The sequence below is a fragment of the Mobilicoccus sp. genome (genome assembly GCF_032060985.1).
Taxonomy (GTDB): Bacteria; Actinomycetota; Actinomycetes; order Actinomycetales; family Dermatophilaceae; genus Mobilicoccus.
Genome location: NZ_DAMBGD010000007.1, coordinates 77,445 through 99,299, shown reverse-complemented (window position 1 = coordinate 99,299; position 21,855 = coordinate 77,445). Strand labels below are relative to the sequence as shown.

Here is a 21,855-nt window from a genome sequence, read left to right as displayed (position 1 = left end):
CCCGCTCCGGCCCGCGGAGGCGGGTCGGGTCAGTAGCTGAACCGGCTGACGAGCGTCTGGAGTTCGTGCGCGCGCTCCGCGAGCTCGTGCGCGGCCCGGGAGGTGTCGCCCGCAGCCTGGGTCGTCTCGCTCGAGGCGGCGGCGACCTCGCCGACGTACTCGGCGATCCGACCGGCGCCGGTGGAGGCGTCGGTGACGTTGCGGCCCATCTCGTTGGTCGTCGCGGTCTGCTCCTCGACGGCCGAGGCGATCGTGGCCTGGGTGTCGTTGATCTGGGCGATGATCGAGGCGATCTCGCTGATCGCGGCGACGGCGGCCTCGGTGTCGGCCTGGATCGCCTCGACCCGGCGGCCGATGTCCTCGGTGGCCTTGCTCGTCTCCTGCGCGAGGTCCTTGACCTCGTTCGCCACGACCGCGAAGCCCTTGCCGGCCTCACCGGCCCGGGCGGCCTCGATCGTCGCGTTGAGCGCGAGCAGGTTGGTCTGCTCGGCGATCGAGGTGATCGCCTTGACGACCTCACCGATCTCGGCCGAGCTCGTCCCGAGCTGGGCGACGGTGGAGTTCGTCCGGTCGGCGACCTGGACGGCCGACGCGGCGACACCGGCGGCGTCGTTGGCGTTCTTGGAGATCTCGCGGATGCTCGCGGTCATCTCCTCGGTACCGGAGGCCACGGTGTCGATGTTGCGGGCCATGTCCTGCGCCGAGGTGCGGGCGGTGCCCGCCTGGTGGCTGGCGGTGTTCGTCGCCTGGTCGAGCTCGGCGGCGGTCGCCGTGAGTTCCTCGGAGGCGGCGGCGACCGACGAGGCCGCGTGGCTCACGTCGCCGATGATCGCCTGCATCGAGAGACGGGTGTCCTCGGCGGCCCGGGCCATCTCGCCGACCTCGTCGTGCGACATCGCCACGCAGGGGACGGTGAGGTCGCCGCTGCCCATGGCGCGCAGGGAGTCTCGGACCGACCGGACGGAGTCGAGGATCGCCTTCGCGAGGCGCAGGGCGAGCAGGACGAGCAGCGGGATCGCCACGAGGAGGGCGACGATGATCGCGATGCGGGCCGTGTGGGCGGCGTCGGCCGCATCCTGGGCGGCCTGCGCGCTGCGGGCGTCGAGGGAATCGGCGAGCGCATCGGTGGCGTCGAGGATCTGGCCGTAGTGCGGCAGGGCCTGCTTGTGCAGGATGTCGTCCGCGGTCGCGAGCGCCGCGGGGGTCCCCGTGGACCACTGCTCGGCGATCTTCGGGTCGAAGGACAGGTACTCCTGCCACTGCGCCTTGACGGTGTCGAGCTGCGCGGACTCGGCCGAGGTGAGGCTGTCCCGCGGGACGCCGTCGATCTTCGCCATGAGGTCCTCGGCGCCGGTGAGGAAGTTCTTGCGGTACTTCTTCGTCGGGTCGGCGGCCTCCTTGCCGTTGACGCTGTAGGCGGTCCAGGCGGCACCGAGCTGCCAGCCGCTCACGTCGCCGTTGGCGAACCGGATGTCCTGGACGAGGCTCTGGGTCTTCTCCAACGTGCGCATCTGCTCCGTCGTCGTCTGCATCTTGGAGACGTTGACGAGCGCGATGACGGCGATGACCAGCGAGGCGATGGCGCCGATGATTCCCAGGAGCAGGATGCGGCCACGAAGGCCCAGCGACCTCTTGTCGGGATCCTGCTGCGGCGCGGTGGAGGCCGCTGTGGTGGTGGCAGGCCGGAACAGCGTGGCCATGATTCCTCGTTTCTGGCGGGAAGAGCGGGTGCGGGCGTGACGTGGAGGAGTCGTCGGAGGCTTGGTCGACTGCGCTGTCGCCCCGGTCGGGGTGAGCGCGGGTCAGTACCCGCCGGAGATCGCGCCCGTGTACTCCGAGGCGGTCGGCGGCATGAGTCCCGCGAGGGTGGCGTCGATGTTGAGCAGTTCGGTGACGTGCTCGTTGACCACGGCCGAGCCGAGGTTGCCGCCGGTGTCGAGGTGGGTGCGGATCGCGAGCTCGTCCTCGACGATGTCGAGGACCTGGGCGACGACGAACCCGAACAGGTGGCCCTGGTGGTGGCACACGACGACCTGCAGCGAGGAGTCCTGGGCCTCCAGCGCGTCGTAGCTGCCGTAGTCGTCGGCGAGACGCAGGAGGGGAAGGATGACGCCGCGGTACTGGACGACCTGGTTCGGGCCGACCGTCTCGACGCGGGACATCGAGAACTCCTCGAGGCGTTCGACGCAGGCGAGCGGCAGGGCGACGCGACGCCCGTTGCTCAACTTGACGACGAGCAGCGACGTCGAGTCCTTCGTCGAGAGGATCGCCTCCTCCGCGGCGCGACGGGCGGCCTCGGCGCTCTCGTTGACCATGCCGGCATGGGCCGCGAGCGCGTTGGCGTCGAGGATGAGCGCGACACGGCCGTCACCCATGAGGGTGGCGCCGGCGTACAGGTCGATACCGCGCAGCTGCTTGCCGAGCGGCTTGACGACGATCTCCTCGGTGTCCTCGATGTCGTCGACGATGAGACCGAACTGGCGCTGGTCGGCGCGGAGCACGGCGATGAACGTCGTGTCGTGGTCCTCCTTCTCCACGCCGAGCTGGTCACGGAGGTCGACGAGCGGGAGGAGCTGGCCACGGAGGCGGTAGACGGGGGTCCCCTGGATGGTCTCGAGACGCTCGGCCATCTGGTCCTTGTCGAGCCGCACGAGCTCCAGCAGGTTGACCTGCGGGATCGCGAACATGTTGTCCTTGCCGCGGACGAGCAGGGCCGGGATGATCGCGAGCGTCAGCGGGATCTTGATGCGGGTCGTCGTGCCCTTGCCGAACTCGGAGGTGACGTCGATGACGCCGCCGATCTTCTCGATGTTCGTCTTGACGACGTCCATCCCGACGCCTCGGCCCGACACGTTGGTGACGGCCGCGGCGGTGGAGAAGCCCGGCTTGAAGATGAGGTGCTGAGCGTCGCGCTCGGAGAGCCGGTCGGCGTCGTCGCGGGAGAGCAGGCCCTTCTCGACGGCCTTGTCGCGGATCCTGTCGGCGTCGAGGCCGGCGCCGTCGTCGATGATCTCGATGTTGACCTGGCCGCCCTCGTGGAAGGCACGCATGAGCAGGACACCCTCGGCGGGCTTGCCCTTGGCGAGGCGGACGTCGGGCTGCTCGATTCCGTGATCGCAGGAGTTGCGCACGAGGTGGGTCAGCGGGTCCTTGATCGCCTCGAGGATCGTCTTGTCGAGCTCGGTCTCCTTGCCCTCCATCTCGACGCGGATCTGACGGCCGAGGCTGTTGGCGAGGTCGCGCACGACGCGGGGGATCTTGTTCCACACGTTCTCGATGGGCTGCATGCGCGTCTTCATGACGCCCTCCTGCAGCTCACTCGCGACGAGGGACAGGCGGTGCATCGAACGCTGGAGTTCCTGGTCGTCGCTCGCCGCCGCCCGCTGCACGAGCTGGTTGCGGGAGAGCACGAGTTCGCCGACGAGGTTCATGAGCGAGTCGAGAAGATCGACGTCGACGCGGATGCTGGAATCGGCGACCGACCGGGAGGGCTTCTTGTCGTCACCGGAGGACGAGGCGGCCTCGCCCGCCGGGGCCCGCTTCGCGGTCTTGGCGACGTCGGCCTGGGCGGCGGCGGCGACCATGGCGGCGGCCTGGGCATCGGACCTCGCGTCCGAGTGCTCGGGGGTCTCGTCGCTGTCGTCGTCACCGGCGTCGTCGTCATCGGCGTCGTCGTCACCGTGGTCGCCGGCGGCGTCGAACTCCTCGACCGGGCGCTGCTCGGTCGCGACGGTCGTGACGGTGACCGCGGTGCCGTCGGCGGCGGCCATCGAGTCCTCGAACGTCGAGACGGTCGTCGTGGAGGCGCCGTCGGTCGTCGTCGTCACCGACTCCTGGTGGGACTCGAGGACGACGGGAGCACCTGCGCCGGCGACCTCCTCGGCCGTCGCGACGTGGGTGACCTCGACCGCCTCCGCCGGCGCCCCGGCGGCCTCGGCCCGCGGGGACCGGCCTTCCAGGAGGGCGACGAGCTTGGCGGTGAGCTCGTGGTACTCCTCCTCGCCCTCGCCACCGTCCCGCTCGATGTGCCCGAGCAGCGAGCGCACCGCGTCGACCATCTCGAGCAGCGCCGTCGCCATCTCGGGGTTGAGGGTCATCTCGCCGTCGCGCAGCTTGGAGAGCAGGGACTCACCGGCGTGGGCGACGCGCTCCAGGGTGTGCAGGGCGAGGAAGCCGCTGGTCCCCTTGATCGTGTGCAGCGTGCGGAAGATGCTCGAGAGCAGCTCTCTCGAGTCGGGTTCCCGCTCGAGCGCGAGCAGGTCCTGGTCGAGCTGGTCCAGGTTCTCGTGGCTCTCCACGAGGAATTCCTGAACGATCTCCTCCATGCCGTCCATGGGCACCTTCCTGGTCGCTGATCTTGCTCGACCACTCATCGGCGGCAGCATCGGTGACCTGAGGGTGAGTTCACCCGCCGCGACGGCCCACAGCCCCCGCCCGCCGGCCCACGTCGGCCGCATCCACCGCCGCGGGGACCCCCCCCGACGCGGGCCCCTCACCCACCATCCACACGCCCGACCGAACGACACGGACGGAGGCCCCGGTACCCCGGGCGTCGGTCGCGTGTGGGGCACCCACCCCAGGGACCCACCCGCGACCTCGTCCCCTCCCGGGCCTCCGCCACGACCTCCCGCCACCTCCGCAAGGGCCCCTCGGGCGGGCTTGAGCGGCAACGACACTGGTCAGGGTGGCTGCTCAGGTCGTCCGAGGCGTCGCCGATAGAGAGGGTGTCCGATAGCGGATGACCATGCCCGGACGCCGACTCACCGCAGCCGTGCGGGGCGGCCCTTCACCGGCGCGGGGTCGTCCGAGTCCCCGCAGACCACGTGTCGCCATCGAAGGGCCGAGCATGCACCTGTCAAACGACGATGTCGCAGCGATCGTCAACGAGGTCTGGAGCTCCATGCTCGGCCTCCCCGTCGACCCCCTCGAGGTCGAGAACCCGCCGCACATCGAGGGTCCGGCGGTCTCCGGCTCGGTCGGCGTGAACGGTGCGACGGACTGCCTCATCTGTGTCGAGATGGGGGCGGAGGCCGCGCGTCTGTTCGGTGCGACGATGTTCGGCCTGTCCGAGGAGGAGGCCTCCGAGGATGACATCTCCGACGCGATCGGTGAGCTGACCAACATGGTCGGCGGCAACATCAAGAGCCTCCTGCCCGAGCCGAGCGCCCTGTCCCTGCCCGTCGTCGCGCAGGGGACGTCCCCCACCCTCAAGGTCCCCTCCGCGACCAAGCTCCTGCACTCGACGTACCTCTGCGGTGACAAGCCCATCGTCGTCACCGTGTGGAACCGCCTGTCCTGAGTTCGTCCGTCCCCGGCGCCGCGCCGAGGGATCCGCTCCCGCAGAACCATCGGAAAGAGAGATTCCCGTGAAGGTAGTAGTCGCCGACGACAGCCGCGCCATGCGCATGATCGTCGTCCGGACCCTCCGTCAGGCCGGTTACGAGGGCGCCGAGGTCATCGAGTGCGAGGACGGCGCCGAGGGCCTCGCCGCCGTCAAGGCCAACTCCCCCGACCTCGTCCTCTCCGACTGGAACATGCCGAACATGAACGGCATCGAGTTCCTGCAGGCGTTGCGCGCGCAGGGCGACCAGGTACCGTTCGGTTTCGTCACCTCCGAGGGATCGGACACGATGCGCGCGCAGGCCGCTGACAGCGGAGCCCTGTTCCTCATCGCCAAGCCGTTCACGGCCGACATGTTCGCCGACGCGCTCAAGCCCGTCTTCGGCTGAGCGCGGGCGAGCACCTCACGGCGCGTGCCCCGCGCCCTCTCCCACCCCGACGACGCGAAGCGACGGCACGATGGCCAAGATCCCCGACCACAAGCCCATCAAGGACCTCTTCGAGAGCCTGCTCGGGCGTGATGTCACCATCGCGACGCAGACGGAGAAGGTGGTGCCGACGGCGCGGCGCGCCTGCTGCGTCGGGACCTACATGGACGCGCACGAGGAGACGAGGGCCCTCGTCGCGGCGGACCTGGAGCTGTCGGCCCGCGTGGGTGCCGCGCTCGGTCTCGTGCCGTCCACGGGCGCCGACACGGCGATCCAGAACAAGGAGTTGCCCGCCGCGCTGTACGACAACTTCTACGAGGTGCTCAACATCTTCTCGTCGTTGTTCTTCGACGAGGAGACGGGCGCCAACCTCAAGCTCAAGACGGTGTACCAGCCGGGGATGATCCTCCCGCGGGAGGCGGCGATGCAGATGCGCGGTCTCGGCAAGCGGGAGGACTTCACCCTGGCGGTCGACGGCTACGGCACGGGTTCCCTGGGCATCGTGATCCCGTTCTGACCTGCGGCGCTGGGCGCCCTCCGATCGGCGCCGACCCTCTGGCGGGGTCGGCGCCGATTGGTTTCGGGGGTGGGCGATCGGGTACGCTCTCCGACGGAGGATTCGCATAGTGGCCTAGTGCGCACGATTGGAAATCGTGTTGGGTTAATCACCCTCAGGGGTTCAAATCCCCTATCCTCCGCCACACGTCGAAGGGGCGGACCACTCGGTCCGCCCCTTTCGCATGCACGATGCGCCTGGCCGGTGTGGCCCCGATCGCCGGGCGCGCTCGCCTCCGGTGGCACGCGTGCGCCCCGCCCCCCGGAGTGATTCGGACCCCATGCCGCCGGACGGGCGGGTCCGCGCCGATGCGCGGGCGTCGACACCGCACCACCCGGGGAATGGTGACTCGTCGCTCGATGCGGTCGGCGCCGGGCGCAGGCGGTCTGAACGCCTACGGGCGTGAGCGCCCCGCGCAGATGGCCTCCGGACCCCGCAGGTGGATGTGCGGCGGGCGGTGGGGAAGGTGGCCGCCGGTGAGGACGTGCTCGGCGATCGTCCGGGTGCCCGCGAGACTGTCGCCGAGGGCCGGCGCGAGGACCTTGTACCGCTTGCCGAGGGCCCCAGCGAGGGAGATCTTGATCGCGTCGACGAGCAGCAACGCCCCCGTGGCCGTGAGCGGACGCCCGGGCAGGAGGGCCGACGCCGTGCACAGGGCGTCCGCGAGGTGTTCTCCCGCGAGACGGCACAGTCCCTCGGCGACCGGGTCCATCCGCGAGAGGTCGCCGACGACGGGCGCGAAGTCGGCGAGGAGTTCGGCCTGAGGGTGGACACGAAGCATCTCGGGCCACGTGCGCTCGTCGCCGAACGCTCGCCGACCTGCCATGAGCAGCGGCTCGGAACCACCGGGCACGCCGTCGCGGAACCGCAGTCCCGCCGCGAGGCCCTGGCCGCCGAGCCACGACGCCGAGCCGCGGTCGCCGAGGATCGGCCCCCAGCCGTCGATCTCGTGCCAGACCCGATCGAAGTCGGTCGCGATCGTGCGCACGCCCGTCGTCATCTCGAGCACGACACCCGGCTCGACCCCGCCGAGCGCACCGACGAGGGTCGCGACCGGCGCGTCGACGACGATGGTCCGCGTCGACGGGGCCGCGGCCGCGATGAGCGCCGCGGCGTCGAGACCTGCCGCCACGCCACCGAGGGTCCACACGGCGACCGACGGCGGACGACCCTCGGTGGGCATTCCGGCCGCACCGAGGAGATCCCCGACGCGAGGCGCGGAGGTGAACTCCGGGATGTCCAACCGCGACTCAGGCTCGGTCCCGACGCGGCGGGCCCGCAGCCCCCGAGGCCCGACGTCGACGGCGAGCAGATCACCCGGGAGCTGCTCCCCGGGCCCCTCGGCCCCGACGACCCAGACCCGTTCCCCGGAGGTCTCGGGCTCGTCCCCGGCCTCGTTCGTCGTCGTCCACTCAGCCACCCCCTCGGGGCCCGTCCCGACGTCCGTCAGATCGCTCTCCGCGCTCTCCGCGCTCTCCGCGCTCTCGGCGCTCTCGGCGCTCTCGGCGCTCTCGGCGCTCTCGGCGTGACCGTGCGGTACGTCCCTGTCGTCGGCCGCGTCACCGTCGTCGGTCGCGTCACCGTCGTCGGTCGCACCGCTGTCGGCCGCACCGCTGCCGGCCGTCTCGTCCCCCGAGGTCGCCTCGTCACCCACCCCGGTCTCACCACCCGATCCGACCTGGTCACCCGCCTCGGCCTCGTCTGCCGTGATCCCGCCGCCGGACACGGTGGCCGCGGCGGCGGCGGCCGGCGCCTCGGCGGCCTCGGTGGCGGCGGCGCGGACCTCGTCCCGGGACACGGCGTCGCTCGTCTCGTCCGTGCCCGGAATCGGGGAGCCCTCCCCCGCTCCGTCGTCGACGGTGGAGGTGCGTAGGTCGTGTGGCATGGAGGCGTCCTTGGGCCCGGGTGCGGGGCCGTCGTCGGGTCGGGTCACGAGGTGGCGCTCACAGGGAGGGCGTCACAGCGAGGCGGCGACGGTGGTGAGCGCGGGCTTGCGGGACTCGAGGGCGGCCGCGGCGGCGGGGCCCGGCTCGGGTAGCTGGCGCAGGGCCGCGGCGACGGACTCCACGGGGGCGCCGGCGCGGTCGAGTTCGGCGGCGAGGCCCTCGGGCGAGCGGCGACCCCACAGTTTGAGCAGGAGACGGCCGTAGCGACGCGCCTGCCCGTGCCGGGAGACGAGCTCGAGGCAGCACTCGAACGCCTTCTCGTAGTCGTGGACCCGGGCGGCGAGGATCATCGTCTCGTTGAGGATCTCCGGCGGGGCGACGACCCCGCCGTCGGCGCGGGTGAGCAGACCACCGTCGCGGAGTCGGTCGACGATCCGCAGCGCGTCCTGCGCCTGCCCCTCGGCGGCGTGGACCTGAGCCTCCAGCCAGTCGCTGTAGCCCGGGTCGGCGCCGGCCTCGCGGAGCTGGCCGATGAGCGTGCGGGCGCCGTCGAAGTGACGGTACTCGACGAGCAGGCCCGCGAGCTCCTCCCGGGCGGTGTCGCGGTACCGGTCCCCGCAGGGGAGGGTTCGGGCGCGGTTGAGGTCGGCGAGGGCGCCGTTCCCGTCGCCGAGGGCCCTACGGGCACGGGCGCGTTCGATGAGGGCGGAGACGAGTTCGTCGCCCCCGCTACCGGTGCTGTCGAGCACGTCGACGATGCGCGTGGCCCGGGACTCGCGACGCAGCAGACGGATCCGTTCACCGGCGGGATCACCGGCGTAGGCCGCGGTGACCCGGACGACGTCGCCACCGGGGTTGAGGGTGCGCAGCGTGTGCCCGGACTCCCGCGACAACAGACGAGGACGCACGCCGCCGAGGAAGTGAGCGGCGGCCGTGCGGTACAGCCGCACCTCCCGGGTGGGCGTCTCCCCACCCACGACCTCGATCTGGAGGGCCTCGGGACGCACGACCTCACCGGGCTGGGGGTCGAGGAGCTTGGCGAGCAGCGCGGGGTCCGCGCTCACCCGGTCGTCGCCCTCGAGGAGGAACACCCACTCCGTCTCGGCCATGCCGGCCGCCTCGTTGCGGGCACCGGCGAGGTCGCCGTCGTCCGCCCTGGAGTGGACGGTCGCGCCGGCCCGGCGGGCGAACTCGAGGACACGTTCGGGCGCGCCCATGCCGACGACGACCGTGCCCGCGAGCAGGTCTCCGAGGGAGGCGAGGGAGGCGAGGCAACCGTGGAGGTCGCGCGCGTCGTCGCCGACGACGAGGCAGCACGTGAGCGAGGGGGTCTCCATGAGACCTCCATCGGCACCGCCGCGGCGGATTCAAGCTCCGAAACACCCTGGAACATCAAGCAATTGGAAAAAACTCGACCCCCGCCGTCGGCCGGTCCCGCCCTCACCCCAGGGGGCCGGGCACCGACGGCACCCCGAGGCGCATCGCCCCGGCCAGATCCGACCATGCGTCGGCCTGGTCCCCGAGCCCGAGCACGAGGTGGAGGACCCCGAGGTTCTGGGCGGCGAGGAAGCTGCCGCGACCATGGACCGCGCCCGCGAGATCCGGCCGTTCCCCCAGCTCCAGGCACCGTCGCCAGCTCGCCTCGACGAGCCCCGCGAGGTCGGGTCCGGGCAGGGGCGTGCTGAGCAGCATCTCGAAGAACAGGTCGCCCGCGAGGAACGCGAGGTCCGGGGAGTGGTGCCATTGCTGGGCCTCGGCGTGAAGGAGTGCGACGGCCTCGGTGATCCGACCGGCCTTCGTGTACGCCTCGAGCGCGCCCACGACGACGGCGTGCCGCCGCGCGTCGGTGCGGGGCGTGGCGAGAAGTGCGGTGGTGTAGTGCGTGGAGGACTCGGCGAAGCGTCCACTCACCCGCAGTTCGTCCGCGAGGTCGAGCAGCAGACCGGGGTCGCCGGGACGCATCGCGAGGGCCTGGAGCACGACGGCCTCGCGCAGGGCATGGTCGGCGCGCCACCGGGCGGTCTCGACGTCGTCGCTGCGCAGGACCACGCCGGTGGGCTCGACGGGCAGGTCGAAGACGGGTTCCTCGTGGCGGGCGCCCTCGAACCACACGCCGCGGGGGAGGAGCCGCGGCGCGAGATGGCGCGGGTGGTCGGCCTCGTGTGCGCCCCCGACGGCCCGGTGGATCTCGACGAGGCCGACGCATTCCTCCGCTCGCTCGGTGAACAGCCGCAGGGAGTCGACGCCGCTCGCGAGCCACTCCTCGGCCTCGAGGACGAGGTTCCAGTCCGCGTCGGCGGCGGCGAGCGCCGCGTTACGGCAGTCCGCGGCGTGCGAGGACCACTCGCCCGGCACCACCCTCGCCCCGATCCGGCGCCAGGTGTCCGCGGCGTGTGGCGGGGCGCGGAGATGGAGGACGACCATCTCGTCGACGAACGGTTTCGCCGACCGCAGTGCACGGTCGACGAGGTCGCCCGCGCCACGGGTCACCATCACGACTGCCGAGCGAGCCACGTCGCCTCCATCCCACCCGCGCCTCGGGGCGTTCTCCCAACGGTCCGTGCCGTTCTCGCGGGTTCCTATCGGCAGCAGCGAGCCGGATCCCGAGTGCGGCGCGGCCCGCTGATCGCCGGCGGTCGACGCGCCCCGCGACGCCGGAGCGGGAGGGGGTCGGGCACCTCGGAACGGGCCGGGGGCTCGGACGGCTCGGGCCTCTCGGCTCAGGACGCTCGGCTCAGGACGCTCGGGCGGGGCGCCGGGCCGGCTCAGACATGGAACTCCTCGATGATCGAACGCAGCGCCTGTGCGCGCCCGGCGAGCTCGGCTGCCGTGTCGGCCGTGTGGCGGGCCGCCTCCATCGAGGTCGTGGAGTCCTGGGTCGCCCGGGCGAGCCCGGACGCGATCCCCGACGCGCCGGCGGCGGCGTCGTGGACGCTTCGGCTGATCTCGTTGGTCGTCGCGGTCTGTTGCTCGACGGCACTCGCGATCGTCGCCTGGGTGTCGTTGATCTGGGCGATGATCGAACCGATCTCCCCGATCGCGGCGACGGCCGCCTCGGTGTCGACCTGGATCGCCTCCACCCGGCGCCCGATGTCCTCGGTCGCCCTGCTCGTCTCCTGCGCGAGGTCCTTGACCTCGTTCGCCACCACCGCGAAGCCCTTGCCGGCCTCACCGGCCCGAGCGGCCTCGATCGTCGCGTTGAGCGCCAACAGGTTGGTCTGCTCGGCGATCGAGGTGATCGTCTTGATGACGTTGCCGATCTCGAGGGAGCTCTCCCCGAGCTTGGCGACGGTGGCGTTGGTGCGCTCCGCGACGGCCACCGCGCTCGCGGCCACACCTGCGGCGTCGTTGGCGTTCTTGCTGATCTCCCGGATGGAACTCGTCATCTCCTCGGTGCCCGCGGCGACGGTGTCGATGCTGCGCGAGACGCCACCCGCGGAGGAGTTGATCTGGGCGAGTTCCTCGGAGGCGTCGGTGGCGGAGTCACCGACCGCGTGCGAGTCGGCCGTGAGGCGGTCGCTGGAGCTCGCGACGGACTCGGAGGCCTCGCTGACCTCGCCCACGAGTCGGCGCATCGTGGCGCGGGTGCGCTCGACCGCGACGGCCATGTCGGCGATCTCGTCGCGGGTCTTCGTCTCGGCGGCGACCGTGAGGTCGCCCGAGGCCATCGACTCGAGGCTGTGGCGCACGGAGTGCACACCCCGCCGGATCGGCGAGGCGAACAGGTGCGCGAGCAGCGGGATGGCGACCAGCAGGGCGACGGTCGTGATCCCGAGGATCAGGAGCATGCGACGGACGGCCGCGGTGCCCTGCTCGGTGGCCTCGGTGTGCCGTTGCGAGATCGAGGAGATGAGGGCGTCGGTCGAGGTGGCGAGGTCGTTGTAGGCGCTGCCGGCGGCTCCGCCGTTGATGCTCGCGTCGGCCTGCCTGCGCTTGGCGGGGTCGCCCGTCGCGTAGAGGGCCATCGCCGCGTCGTCGGCCGCGAAGAACGCCTCGTAGCGGTCCTTGATCGTCTCGAACGTCTGCGCCTCGGCGGGGGTGAGCTCCCCGACGGGGAAGGCCGACAGATCGGCGTTGATGGAGTCCCGAGAGGCGAGGAACCCGTTGCGGTTGTAGGCCTTCTCACCGCTGAGACCGGCCTCGTGGCCGAGCCGGTAGACGTCGCCCACGACGCCGAGTTCCCAGCCGGAGACCTCGGCGTTCCCGAAGCGCAGACGCTCGGCGGAGTGCTGCAGCTGGTTGAGTTCGACGGCCTCGGACATGGCGCGCGAGACCGACACGGCCTGCACGGCGGCGACGAGCCCGATGAGCATGGCGCCGAGGAGGCCGACCAGCCCGACCGAGACGATCTTGGCTCGGAGACTGAGGCGCCTGCTGCCGCGCAGCGAGGACGAGCGTGGGGTGACGGACACGGGGTTCTCCCTCGGAGTCAGGTCCACCCCGGCGCAGGTCGCGGGGGCGGGTCGAGGCCCTTATCGGTCGAAATCGGACATCTGTGAGGTCTCGCCACCCCACGCCGGAGGTCCGCGCTGGAGGCCGTCCCGGACGATCGCTCCGGCTGCGGCGGCGACGTCCCGCCGCGACGTCCCACCGGTCTCGGCTCGTCGGGCGCGGCACCCCGGAAGGGGTTCGGGCCGTGGGCATCGGGACGCCCGAACGGGTCGGGTCAGAAGGTCGTGGCCCGCAGCAGACCCACGGCCGAGCGCGGGGGCAGCCGGGTGAACTGGGTCGTGAGGCCCGCGAGGAGGTCGGGAGTCGCGGCCCGGGCGTCGAGCACCGCCCACTGGCGATCGGCGGGGAGGCGACCGAACGCGTCGAACAGCGCGAGGGTGTCGTCGGGAGAGAGCCGCAGCAGCGCGCGCAGCGCGGCCTGACGCACGACGGGCGGCCGGTCGGGCACGCGGGGCCGTCCGCCGTCGCGCACCGCGACCGCGACCGCGTCGACGACGTCGTCGACCGCGCGGAGGGAGGCGAAGAACGAGTACCCGGTGATCGGGTTGTGTTGAGCGCCGGCCGCACCGAACCGCAACGGCCCGCCCCGGGGCCGAGGCGCGCGCACCATCGGGATCGAGACGTACTCGGCGTCCGACCGAGCCGCCGCCTCGTCGACGGTCGACGCGGGCAGACCGGAGCGGTTCAGGCGATGCCGAAGCCGTTCCCGCAGGTCGGCGTGGTCGGGGCCGGGCACACCGGCAAGGCAGGTCTCTTCCAGCAGAAGGCGCCCGTCCGGCATCGGGATCGCGTAGAGGAACGTGGGTGGGGTCGCGCCCCACGAGGGGGCGCCGTCGACGGGTCGCCAGTCCATGAGGACGGCGCTCGCCCCGCCGAGCACGGGGGCGGCGACCTCCGGGTCCACGAGGACGCCGAAGGCACGCTGGAGGGGGACCCGGGCGGGGCGAGCCCGGTCGTCGCGGCGGTGCGAGTCCCCCGGCCGACTGCCGCGGGCGTCGATGACGACCCGGGCGGGCAGGTCGGCGAGCTCGGCGTCGCCCACCCCACGCGTCTCCACCACGGCGCCGCCGAGGTCGAGCGCCCGCGCGAGCGCGGCGTTGTCGAGGACGGCGTACTGCTGTGGGATGGGGTAGGTGGCCCCTGCCCGGATGACGGGGTCGGAGGCCGTGGCGCCGACGACGTCCGCGGGGAGCCAGGAGGGCAGTTGCCGGGTCCACCCCCCGAGGGTCTGCCGCCACGGCGCACCCGGACGCGGGTCGACGGCGAGGACGGAAAGGCCCCGCCGCAGGAGGCGATGGACGAGCGCGGCACCGGCGGGCCCCAGCCCGGCCACCGCGACGTCCCACCGCACGTGCGGCGGAGTCGCCTCTCGTGCGGGTCGGGAAGCATCGCGGGCGGCCATGGCCGGGACTCTGCCAGATCGCGCCCGTCAGCGGCTCGGGGTCGAGCAACCCCGGCCGCGCGTGGCGTCGCTCAGGCCGCGTGCTTGCAGGTGGGGCAGGAGCAGTTCTCGCACGTGCAGTTGGCGCACGAGTCGCTGCAGCCGTCGCACTGACAGGCGTTGTGGTTGCACGTGGCGCAGGTGCAGTCCTCGCAGGTGCACTGCGCACAGACGTCGGTGCAGTTGTCGCACCGGCACGTGGCGCACTCGTCGTAGTGGCCGTCGTGCTCGCGGTGGGCGTGCCCGTCGTGGAGGTAGTCGACGTGGTCCTCGTGGATGACGCTCCGGTGGCCGCAGTCGGGGCCGTGGGTGTGGGCGTGCTTCTCGGCGGTGGTGCAGGTCATGGTGACTCCTCGGTGGTGCGCTTCGGGTGATCGTGCTCGGAGGTGTGGCTGACGGCGTCGGCGACGATGTGGCCGACGTGGTCGTCCATGAGCCGGTAGACTGTGCGCCGCCCCTCGCGTGATCCGACGACGAGGCACTGCTCACGGAGGATCTTGAGGTGCTGGGACACCAGCGGCTGGGAGACCCCCAGCACGGCGACGAGGTCGCCGACGCTGCGCTCGCCGTCCATCAGCTGGGCGACGATCCCGACCCGGATCGGAGAGGCCAGGCAGCGGAAGAGCTCCGCCGCGTCCGCCCAACTCCGCTCCGCGTCGATCGCGTGGCCGTCGATCGCGTGGCCGTCGATCCGGTGGTCGACGAGCCCCCCGTCATGACTCATAAGCGCACTCTAATATAAAGAACCTCGCATGCGTCAACCCCCGCGACGAGGGACGGGACGCTCGACCCGCCACCCACCCGCGCCACCCGCGACCCGCCCCCGGAGGGCGTCGCACACCGCGGCGTGATCCCTGCCCGAGCCGACACCCCGATCCGAGCGCGGGGTCAGCCCAGCGAGGCCGCGGCGGCTTCGTCGGCGGTGGGCATGGACAACCGGTCCCGATACGAGGACCGCGCCGCGATCTGCGCGTAATACGCCGCCTTACGCCGCGCCACCGCACCCGTGGGAGCACCACCACCCACACCCGCAGCCACACCCGCACCACCAGGCAACATCTCCGGATCCAACTGCGAATTCATCCCATCCCGCAACAACCGCAACGCCTCCGCCCGCATCTGCGAGATCCGCGACTCGGTCACCCCCAACTCATCAGCCAACTCCCGCATCGGACGATCCTCGAAGAAACACCCCCGCACCACCGTGGCCAACCGCTGCGGCAACGCCTCGATCGCATCCCGCAGATACGCCTGACGCTCCCGCGCCATCAACACCATCTCCGGAGTCGCATCCGTACTCGGCAAGATCGCATCCGCCGCACCCCCACCACCAGACACATCCGTGATCACATCCAGGCGCAACACCACCGACGCATGCAGATCAGCATCCAGCCGCTCCAACTCCGCAACCGAACACCCCAACTCCCCCGCCACCTCAGCAGGAGAAGGACGCCGCCCCAACGACGCCGCCAACGCATCATGCACCGCATCCCGACGACGCACCTTCGACCGCAACGACCGCGTCGCCCAATCCGCAGACCGCAACTCATCCAACAACGCACCACGAATCCGACGCACCGCATACCGCCCGAACGGCACCCCCAACGACGCATCGAAACTCCGCGCCGCCATCGCCAACGCCGCCATCCCCGCACTCACCAGATCATCAGTGAACACATGACCAGGAAGACGCGCACCAATCGCCCGCACCTCAAAATGCACCAACGGCAGATGCGTCCGACACAACTCATCCACGTCGTTACCAGCCCGCTCGGCCACGATTTGCTCTGTCGTGTCGTCCAGTTCCATGTTCTCCACCCCAGTCGGTATTGCGGTCACACTCGACAAGCTAAGAACGTGGAGCCCCCCCTCCAAGGTCGTCCGTCAGTTGAGACATCGCAGGTCAGCGGATCGCGCTTTACCAAAAACATACCTTTCTGGACGATCGCATGAATGCATGAGAACCAGAGACGAAGACTTTGCGCAATCTTGATACACGACTGCGCCGCCTGCCTTTTCGAGACCTGATCAACAGGGTCGGACGCACGTTCTGAACCGACGACCGGACAACGAAAAAGGTTGCGGCCGTAACGCGTCGACCGTCTTCTCGCGATCCTCCCCGGTCGACGTGCCGCCGCACCGTGACGCTCAGCGACGCCGAGAAGCCGCCGATGGGTACCGGAGGGGGCAGCGGCTCCGCAATCCAGCGAAAGGGCGGGAATGTTCGTCTTCGGTGTCTGCGTCGACTCCACCGAACGGTTCGACCGCCACTGCCTTCCGGCGATCGCGGCCCACGGCGGTGAGGACGCCATCCTCATGTCCTCCCCCGACACCCCGGTCGCCAAGACCTACAACGACGTGCTCGACGCCTGTCTCGACCTCGAGGGCGTCGAGGCCGTCGTCCTCCTGCGTGACGACGTCGAGATCGTCGATCCGCACTTCCGCTCACGCGTCCTCGCGGCGTTCGCGCGCGCCCCGAGACTCGCCGTCATCGGCGTCGGCGGGGTCGACGCCTCCCTGCGGTGGTGGCAGACGCCGGGACCCTCGCCACGGCCGCTCCCCGCAGGCCCCGCCTCCGGCATCGCCGGGGGCACCGGCAGGGGGGACGGTGACGGACGCGGCGACCGCGGCGCAGGCAGCCCCGGCGGCGACCGCGACACCCCCGGTGGCCTCCCCCCCACCGGCGCGGGCGTGGGCCCGCACGACGTGCTCGTCGACTACGTCGACGGCGCGTGCATGGTCCTGCGCCCGGATCTCGCCGGACGGTTCCGGTTCGACGACGTCGCGTTCACCGGCACCGGAGGCTTCGAGGTCGACTTCTGCCACCGGGTGCGTGAGGCGGGGTGGCTCGTCGCGGTCACCGCCGTCGGCGTCGACCGGCACGCCGATCCCGACGACGTCGACGCCACCTTTCGCCAGGCCGCCGCCGTGTGGCAGGGACGCCATGCGCGGTCGGTCGGACTCGGCGCCCTCGAGCACCACGTCGCCCGCCTGGAAGGGACCCACGAGCGCCCCGAACGCTACGGCAGTCTCCCGGTGCCCGGTAGGTCCGAGGCGGCGCGGCTCAAGGTCTCGGAGCGCCACCATCGCCTCCTCCAAGCGGTCCCACCCACCGCGAGCCGGGTGCTGCACCTCGGCTGCGGAGACGGGACGCTGGGTGCTGCCCTCACCGCGCTCACCGGCGCCGCCGTCACGGGCCTGGACAATGCCGGCGGCCACCTCACGCGGGCCCGGGACGCTCTGCACACGGTGATCGAGGCCGACCTCAACCGACTCTCCGACCTCGACCTCCCCCGGGGTGGCTTCGACGCGATCCTCGCCGTCGACATCCTCGACCGGCTCGTCGACCCCGAGACGAGCCTCGCCGCCCTCCTCCCCGCCCTCGCGCCCGAGGGGGTCGTCGTCGCCGGCGTCCCCAACGTCAAGCACTGGTCGGTGATGCTCCCCCTGCTGTTGCACGACAGGTTCGAGTACCGCGACGCCGGGCTGCTGCACCGCGGCAGCATCCACCTGTTCACGATGGTCGAGGCGCTCGCCATGTTCCGACGCCTCGGACTCGGCCGGGTCGAACCCTGCGGCAGCGATCGTGTCTCCCTCACCGACCCCGCCCACCTCGACGCCCTCGTCGCCTGCCTCGCCTCCTACGGCACCGACCCCGAGGAGGCCCGCACGATGCTCGAGGTCTACGAGTACGGCTTCCGGGCCCGCCGGTCCTGACCACTGCGGCGGGCCGTCGCCCGGTCCGGCCGGAGGACCGCGCCGATGCCGACGTGCGCCGGGCACCGGGCGTACGGGCGAGGGTGAGGCGGGTGCCGCGCGGATCCCCCGAGCGATCGACCGCCCCCTGTCGTCGGCCCTCGACGCAGGAGAAGGCCCCCGCCGGACGAGTGGGGAACTCGACCGGCAGGGGCCTTCGACACCGGCCGGGGAAACCGGTGGATTCGACGCCACATGGGGGAATCGGCGCCGAATCGATCGATCGCAGCTGGGGAGGGCTGCCGATCGACCTGACCCGAGAGGCGAGCTCGACACGATCGTGGAGCTCACACCGTCTGGGATGTCCACGGGACCGCCGGGGTGGCCCGTCCCCCCATCCTCGACATGGGTCGAGGTCTTGTCACCCGATCATGGATGCAGCCGCGGCGGCTTCGTCGGCGGTGGGCATGGACAACCGGTCCCGATACGAGGACCGCGCCGCGATCTGCGCGTAATACGCCGCCTTACGCCGCGCCACCGCACCCGTGGGAGCACCACCACCCACACCCGCAGCCACACCCGCACCACCAGGCAACATCTCCGGATCCAACTGCGAATTCATCCCATCCCGCAACAACCGCAACGCCTCCGCCCGCATCTGCGAGATCCGCGACTCGGTCACCCCCAACTCATCAGCCAACTCCCGCATCGGACGATCCTCGAAGAAACACCCCCGCACCACCGTGGCCAACCGCTGCGGCAACGCCTCGATCGCATCCCGCAGATACGCCTGACGCTCCCGCGCCATCAACACCATCTCCGGAGTCGCATCCGTACTCGGCAAGATCGCATCCGCCGCACCCCCACCACCAGACACATCCGTGATCACATCCAGGCGCAACACCACCGACGCATGCAGATCAGCATCCAGCCGCTCCAACTCCGCAACCGAACACCCCAACTCCCCCGCCACCTCAGCAGGAGAAGGACGCCGCCCCAACGACGCCGCCAACGCATCATGCACCGCATCCCGACGACGCACCTTCGACCGCAACGACCGCGTCGCCCAATCCGCAGACCGCAACTCATCCAACAACGCACCACGAATCCGACGCACCGCATACCGCCCGAACGGCACCCCCAACGACGCATCGAAACTCCGCGCCGCCATCGCCAACGCCGCCATCCCCGCACTCACCAGATCATCAGTGAACACATGACCAGGAAGACGCGCACCAATCGCCCGCACCTCAAAATGCACCAACGGCAGATGCGTTCGACACAACTCATCCACGTCGTTACCAGCCCGCTCGGCCACGATTTGCTCGCTCATGTCGCCTCCACCTGTCAGACCACCCGGTCCCGCGGTCACACCAGTCACGCTAGAAAGAGGCTCGACTCACCACAACTCGGCGAGTCATGGGGCGAACGCGCAGGTCAGCGCATTGATAGGACCATTCTTCGACTGGCTCGGACGTCCGCTTAGATGCATTCTGAGAGCGTTCTGAACATGTTTTCCGTCAATTGGAACGGGCGTCCAATACGGTCGCCCGGCCTGAACCGCGCTTTTCTCGGGGGGCAAACGACGGTGCCCGGCGCACACCCTCGTACCGGTTTCGGCCAACCCCGTCGACAGGCCGAAGCGCCGAATCCGAGGCGAAAAGCTCACCTGGTGGGACGCGGTGACGATGGGATGGCCGTGAACGAGTCGAGGTACGCGTGAACGGGTCTGTCGACGCCGCATCGAGCGCGCTCTCCAATCTCTCCGCCGGCCTGTGGCGAATCCAGGAACTCCTCGAGCTCCTGACCTACCGGCTGGAGGTCCAACACGTCCTCATCGAAACCGGGCGGACGCGATGGATGGGTCGCTCGACCCGCGAGATCGAGGTCGTCATCGGTGAGATGCGGGAGGCCGAGCTCATGCGCGCCGTCGACGCCGGCCCGGTGTGCGAGTTGCTCGGGCTGGCCGAGGACACCCCCCTCTCCGAGATCGCCTCCGCGGCACCCCCGCCGTGGGACGACGTGCTCGAGGAGCACCGTGACGCCCTGACGAAGGCGACCCAGGAGCTCTCTCTGCTCAGCCGTTCCAACAGCGAGATGCTCGAGGCGAGCTATCGAGCGGTCCAGGAGACTCTCGACCGCTTCAACCACTCGTCCCCGTCCTCCACCACGACGTACACCGCCACGGGTGCGCGAGCGGGCGGTTCGGGACGTCACCTGTTCGACCAGAAGACCTGATCCACTTCCACTCTGGGGGTTCCACCGGATGAGTACGACCAGCACTCCGACCATGTCCACCGAGCAGGTGGAGAGCGTCGATCTGAGCCTGCCCTCGGGGCTCGTGGGCTTCCCGCTCGCGCAGCACTTCCGCCTGTCGGAGACACCGGGCGGGCTCTACGACATGCAGTGCCTCGACATGCCCGACATGGGTTTCGTCGTCATCGCACCGAGCCCGTTCTTCCCCGACTACTCGCCGGCGATCGACCCCGAGACCGCGAGCCGACTCGGCCTCGAGACCGCCGAGGACGCCCTCGTCCTGCTCCTCGTCAACCTCGGTGTCGACGGTGAGCAGCCCGCCGCGAACCTCCTGGCCCCGGTCGTGGTCAACCGCCACACCAAGGAGGCCGCCCAGGTCGTCCTCACCGATCAGGACTTGCCGTTGCGAGCGACCCTTCAGCTCGACTGAGCTGTAGCCTTGCCGGACAACGTTCCTCACTCCCCTCACCCTAAGGAACCGCCGTGCTGGTCTTGTCGCGCCGCCCACAGCAGAGCCTTCTCATCGGCCACGACGTGGTGGTGACCGTCCTCGAGGTGAACGGCGACACCGTCCGCATCGGGATCAAGGCGCCCGCCGACGTCGACATCCACCGGGAGGAGATCTACCGCGACCTGCAGAAGGCCAACCAGGAGGCCTCCACCGCGCAGCCCGGCGCGGCGGCCGCACTGGCGCAACGCATGCGCGCCAAGGGATCGGCGGCCGAGGGCGGCACGACGAGCGAGGCACACTGACGCCGCCGGGGGCGCATCGAGGCGAGGAACACCCCTGCCCGTACGTACGTGAAGGCCGGTCCACTCTTCGGGTGGGCCGGCCTTCGCCGTGGGGAGGGCGGGTCGCGGGGGACGAGGCCCGAGGGTCTCGGCGATCGTCCCGTCACGGACCCGGCACAGACGGGATCGGGGCCGACGACCGGGGGCACGCCGACCCGGGACGCCGCGACCCGCGAGGCCGTCCCCGTCGGGTCATCCCCGCGTGGAGGCCTGGTCGAGGAGGGCGTGGACCTCGGAGGAGCGGTAGCGACGGTGACCGCCGAGCGTTCGCAATGACTGGAGGCGACCGGCGACGGCCCACCGCGTGACGGTCTTGGGATCGACCCGGAACAACGCCGCCACCTCGGCCGGCGTCATCAGATAGTCCTCGGTCACGTCGATGTCGTTGGGGTGTGCCATGGCGTCGCCTTCCACGCATGCTGCTCAGCGTCGATACCGTGTCAGCGTACCGCCCTGCCGGGGGCGGGCATACGGATCGATGTCGACGAGACGAGGACCGGTGCGACCACCGGGCCGCGGGGACGGCACCCTCGACGGGTGACGACGTCGCCTCACCGCGTCCACCAGCGGCGCGGCCGGGTCGACCGTGCCGGTTCTCCGATCCTGCGTCGGGCATGTACCGTAGGCCCCACGAAGAAATGACATTCCGGAGCCGCTCCGTGACGGCCAGGCGCGCCTCGACCGCGAGGGTGCCCGGCCGTCGTGATGCCGCCCCGGCAGACGACGCGTGAGGGGGTCGACGCCATGGGGCGCGGCCGAGCTAAAGCCAAGCAGACCAAGGTCGCTCGCGAGCTGAAGTACTTCAGCCCGGACACCGACCTCCGAGCGCTTGAGCGTGAGCTCCACGGTTCGACGTCGGATCGGGTCGACCGCGAGGTCGACACCGACGACAACGACCACGAGAGCGATGACGAGTGGGGCTCCCCCGAGCGCTGAGCTCCGCCCGTTCGATCGAGTCGTCGCGATCCGTCACGCCGCCCGGCGGTGCCCATGTGGGCCTGCCGGGCG

General features: G+C 70.9%; 20 protein-coding genes and 1 tRNA gene. 9 read left to right on the top strand and 12 right to left on the bottom strand.

Annotated elements, in window-relative coordinates; translation table 11 throughout:
* Positions 1-29 precede the first annotated feature (29 nt).
* Both RT054_RS07640 and RT054_RS07635 read right to left on the bottom strand, forming a co-directional pair.
* Positions 30-1,700 carry a methyl-accepting chemotaxis protein gene (locus RT054_RS07640; RefSeq protein ID WP_313022908.1) on the bottom strand — a complete coding sequence of 557 codons (1,671 nt, stop codon included), beginning with the start codon at positions 1,698-1,700 and terminating at the stop codon, positions 30-32.
* A 102-nt stretch (positions 1,701-1,802) separates the two neighbouring features.
* A complete protein-coding gene (locus tag RT054_RS07635) occupies positions 1,803-4,334 on the bottom strand; it encodes a chemotaxis protein CheW (protein ID WP_313022906.1) in 2,532 nt (843 codons plus the stop codon).
* A 512-nt stretch (positions 4,335-4,846) separates the two neighbouring features.
* Between RT054_RS07635 and RT054_RS07630 the strand changes: the two genes are divergently transcribed.
* From RT054_RS07630 to RT054_RS07615, 4 genes are all read left to right on the top strand, one after another.
* Positions 4,847-5,299, top strand: a complete 453-nt coding sequence (locus RT054_RS07630; RefSeq protein ID WP_312718643.1) for a chemotaxis protein CheX — start codon at positions 4,847-4,849, stop codon at positions 5,297-5,299.
* 67 nt (positions 5,300-5,366) lie between these two features.
* Positions 5,367-5,729 carry a response regulator gene (locus tag RT054_RS07625; protein WP_312718645.1) on the top strand — a complete coding sequence of 121 codons (363 nt, stop codon included), beginning with the start codon at positions 5,367-5,369 and terminating at the stop codon, positions 5,727-5,729.
* 70 nt (positions 5,730-5,799) lie between these two features.
* Entirely contained in the window at positions 5,800-6,285 is a 486-nt protein-coding gene (locus tag RT054_RS07620; RefSeq protein WP_313022901.1) for a hypothetical protein, read from the top strand.
* 95 nt (positions 6,286-6,380) lie between these two features.
* Positions 6,381-6,469: transfer RNA gene (locus RT054_RS07615), tRNA-Ser, on the top strand.
* A gap of 249 nt (positions 6,470-6,718) precedes the next feature.
* Here RT054_RS07615 and RT054_RS07610 read toward each other — a convergent pair.
* From RT054_RS07610 to RT054_RS07575, 8 genes are all read right to left on the bottom strand, one after another.
* Entirely contained in the window at positions 6,719-8,209 is a 1,491-nt protein-coding gene (locus RT054_RS07610; RefSeq protein WP_313022898.1) for a hypothetical protein, read from the bottom strand.
* Positions 8,210-8,281: 72 nt separating this feature from the next.
* On the bottom strand, positions 8,282-9,547 hold the full coding sequence (locus tag RT054_RS07605) for a hypothetical protein (protein ID WP_313022896.1): 1,266 nt from the start codon (positions 9,545-9,547) through the stop codon (positions 8,282-8,284).
* Between the two features lie 103 nt (positions 9,548-9,650).
* On the bottom strand, positions 9,651-10,724 hold the full coding sequence (locus tag RT054_RS07600; protein ID WP_313022894.1) for a hypothetical protein: 1,074 nt from the start codon (positions 10,722-10,724) through the stop codon (positions 9,651-9,653).
* Positions 10,725-10,975: 251 nt separating this feature from the next.
* Entirely contained in the window at positions 10,976-12,622 is a 1,647-nt protein-coding gene (locus RT054_RS07595) for a HAMP domain-containing methyl-accepting chemotaxis protein (RefSeq protein WP_312718651.1), read from the bottom strand.
* Between the two features lie 254 nt (positions 12,623-12,876).
* The gene (locus RT054_RS07590) at positions 12,877-14,064 is read right to left on the bottom strand and encodes a lycopene cyclase family protein (protein ID WP_313022889.1); all 1,188 of its coding nucleotides are present in this window, start codon (positions 14,062-14,064) and stop codon (positions 12,877-12,879) included.
* A gap of 71 nt (positions 14,065-14,135) precedes the next feature.
* The gene (locus RT054_RS07585) at positions 14,136-14,447 is read right to left on the bottom strand and encodes a hypothetical protein (RefSeq protein ID WP_313022887.1); all 312 of its coding nucleotides are present in this window, start codon (positions 14,445-14,447) and stop codon (positions 14,136-14,138) included.
* Positions 14,444-14,827 (bottom strand): metalloregulator ArsR/SmtB family transcription factor, encoded by a 384-nt coding sequence (locus tag RT054_RS07580; RefSeq protein ID WP_313022886.1) that lies wholly within the window; start codon positions 14,825-14,827, stop codon positions 14,444-14,446. The genes RT054_RS07585 and RT054_RS07580 overlap by 4 nt, the downstream gene beginning before the upstream one ends.
* A gap of 164 nt (positions 14,828-14,991) precedes the next feature.
* Entirely contained in the window at positions 14,992-15,912 is a 921-nt protein-coding gene (locus RT054_RS07575; protein ID WP_312718658.1) for a sigma-70 family RNA polymerase sigma factor, read from the bottom strand.
* A 411-nt stretch (positions 15,913-16,323) separates the two neighbouring features.
* Here RT054_RS07575 and RT054_RS07570 point away from each other — a divergent pair, with 411 nt between their 5' ends.
* Positions 16,324-17,820 carry a methyltransferase gene (locus RT054_RS07570; protein WP_313022883.1) on the top strand — a complete coding sequence of 499 codons (1,497 nt, stop codon included), beginning with the start codon at positions 16,324-16,326 and terminating at the stop codon, positions 17,818-17,820.
* A 400-nt stretch (positions 17,821-18,220) separates the two neighbouring features.
* On the opposite strand, the gene RT054_RS07565 is transcribed toward RT054_RS07570, so the two are convergent.
* Complete coding sequence (locus RT054_RS07565) at positions 18,221-19,132, bottom strand: sigma-70 family RNA polymerase sigma factor (protein ID WP_312718660.1); 912 nt, start codon at positions 19,130-19,132, stop codon at positions 18,221-18,223.
* Positions 19,133-19,518: 386 nt separating this feature from the next.
* Between RT054_RS07565 and flgN the strand changes: the two genes are divergently transcribed.
* From flgN to csrA, 3 genes are read left to right on the top strand one after another with little or no spacing between them, the layout of a single operon-like run.
* Positions 19,519-20,037, top strand: a complete 519-nt coding sequence (gene flgN / locus RT054_RS07560; RefSeq protein ID WP_312718661.1) for a flagellar export chaperone FlgN — start codon at positions 19,519-19,521, stop codon at positions 20,035-20,037.
* Positions 20,038-20,065: 28 nt separating this feature from the next.
* Positions 20,066-20,485 (top strand): flagellar assembly protein FliW, encoded by a 420-nt coding sequence (fliW, locus tag RT054_RS07555; protein WP_313022881.1) that lies wholly within the window; start codon positions 20,066-20,068, stop codon positions 20,483-20,485.
* A gap of 53 nt (positions 20,486-20,538) precedes the next feature.
* Positions 20,539-20,808, top strand: coding sequence for a carbon storage regulator CsrA (csrA, locus tag RT054_RS07550; RefSeq protein WP_313022879.1), 270 nt, complete (start codon positions 20,539-20,541; stop codon positions 20,806-20,808).
* A gap of 231 nt (positions 20,809-21,039) precedes the next feature.
* Here csrA and RT054_RS07545 read toward each other — a convergent pair whose 3' ends face one another.
* A complete protein-coding gene (locus tag RT054_RS07545; protein ID WP_312718664.1) occupies positions 21,040-21,246 on the bottom strand; it encodes a BldC family transcriptional regulator in 207 nt (68 codons plus the stop codon).
* Positions 21,247-21,591: 345 nt separating this feature from the next.
* On the opposite strand from RT054_RS07545, the gene RT054_RS07540 reads away from it, so the two are divergent.
* On the top strand, positions 21,592-21,783 hold the full coding sequence (locus RT054_RS07540; RefSeq protein WP_312718747.1) for a DUF3073 domain-containing protein: 192 nt from the start codon (positions 21,592-21,594) through the stop codon (positions 21,781-21,783).
* Positions 21,784-21,855: the final 72 nt, after the last annotated feature.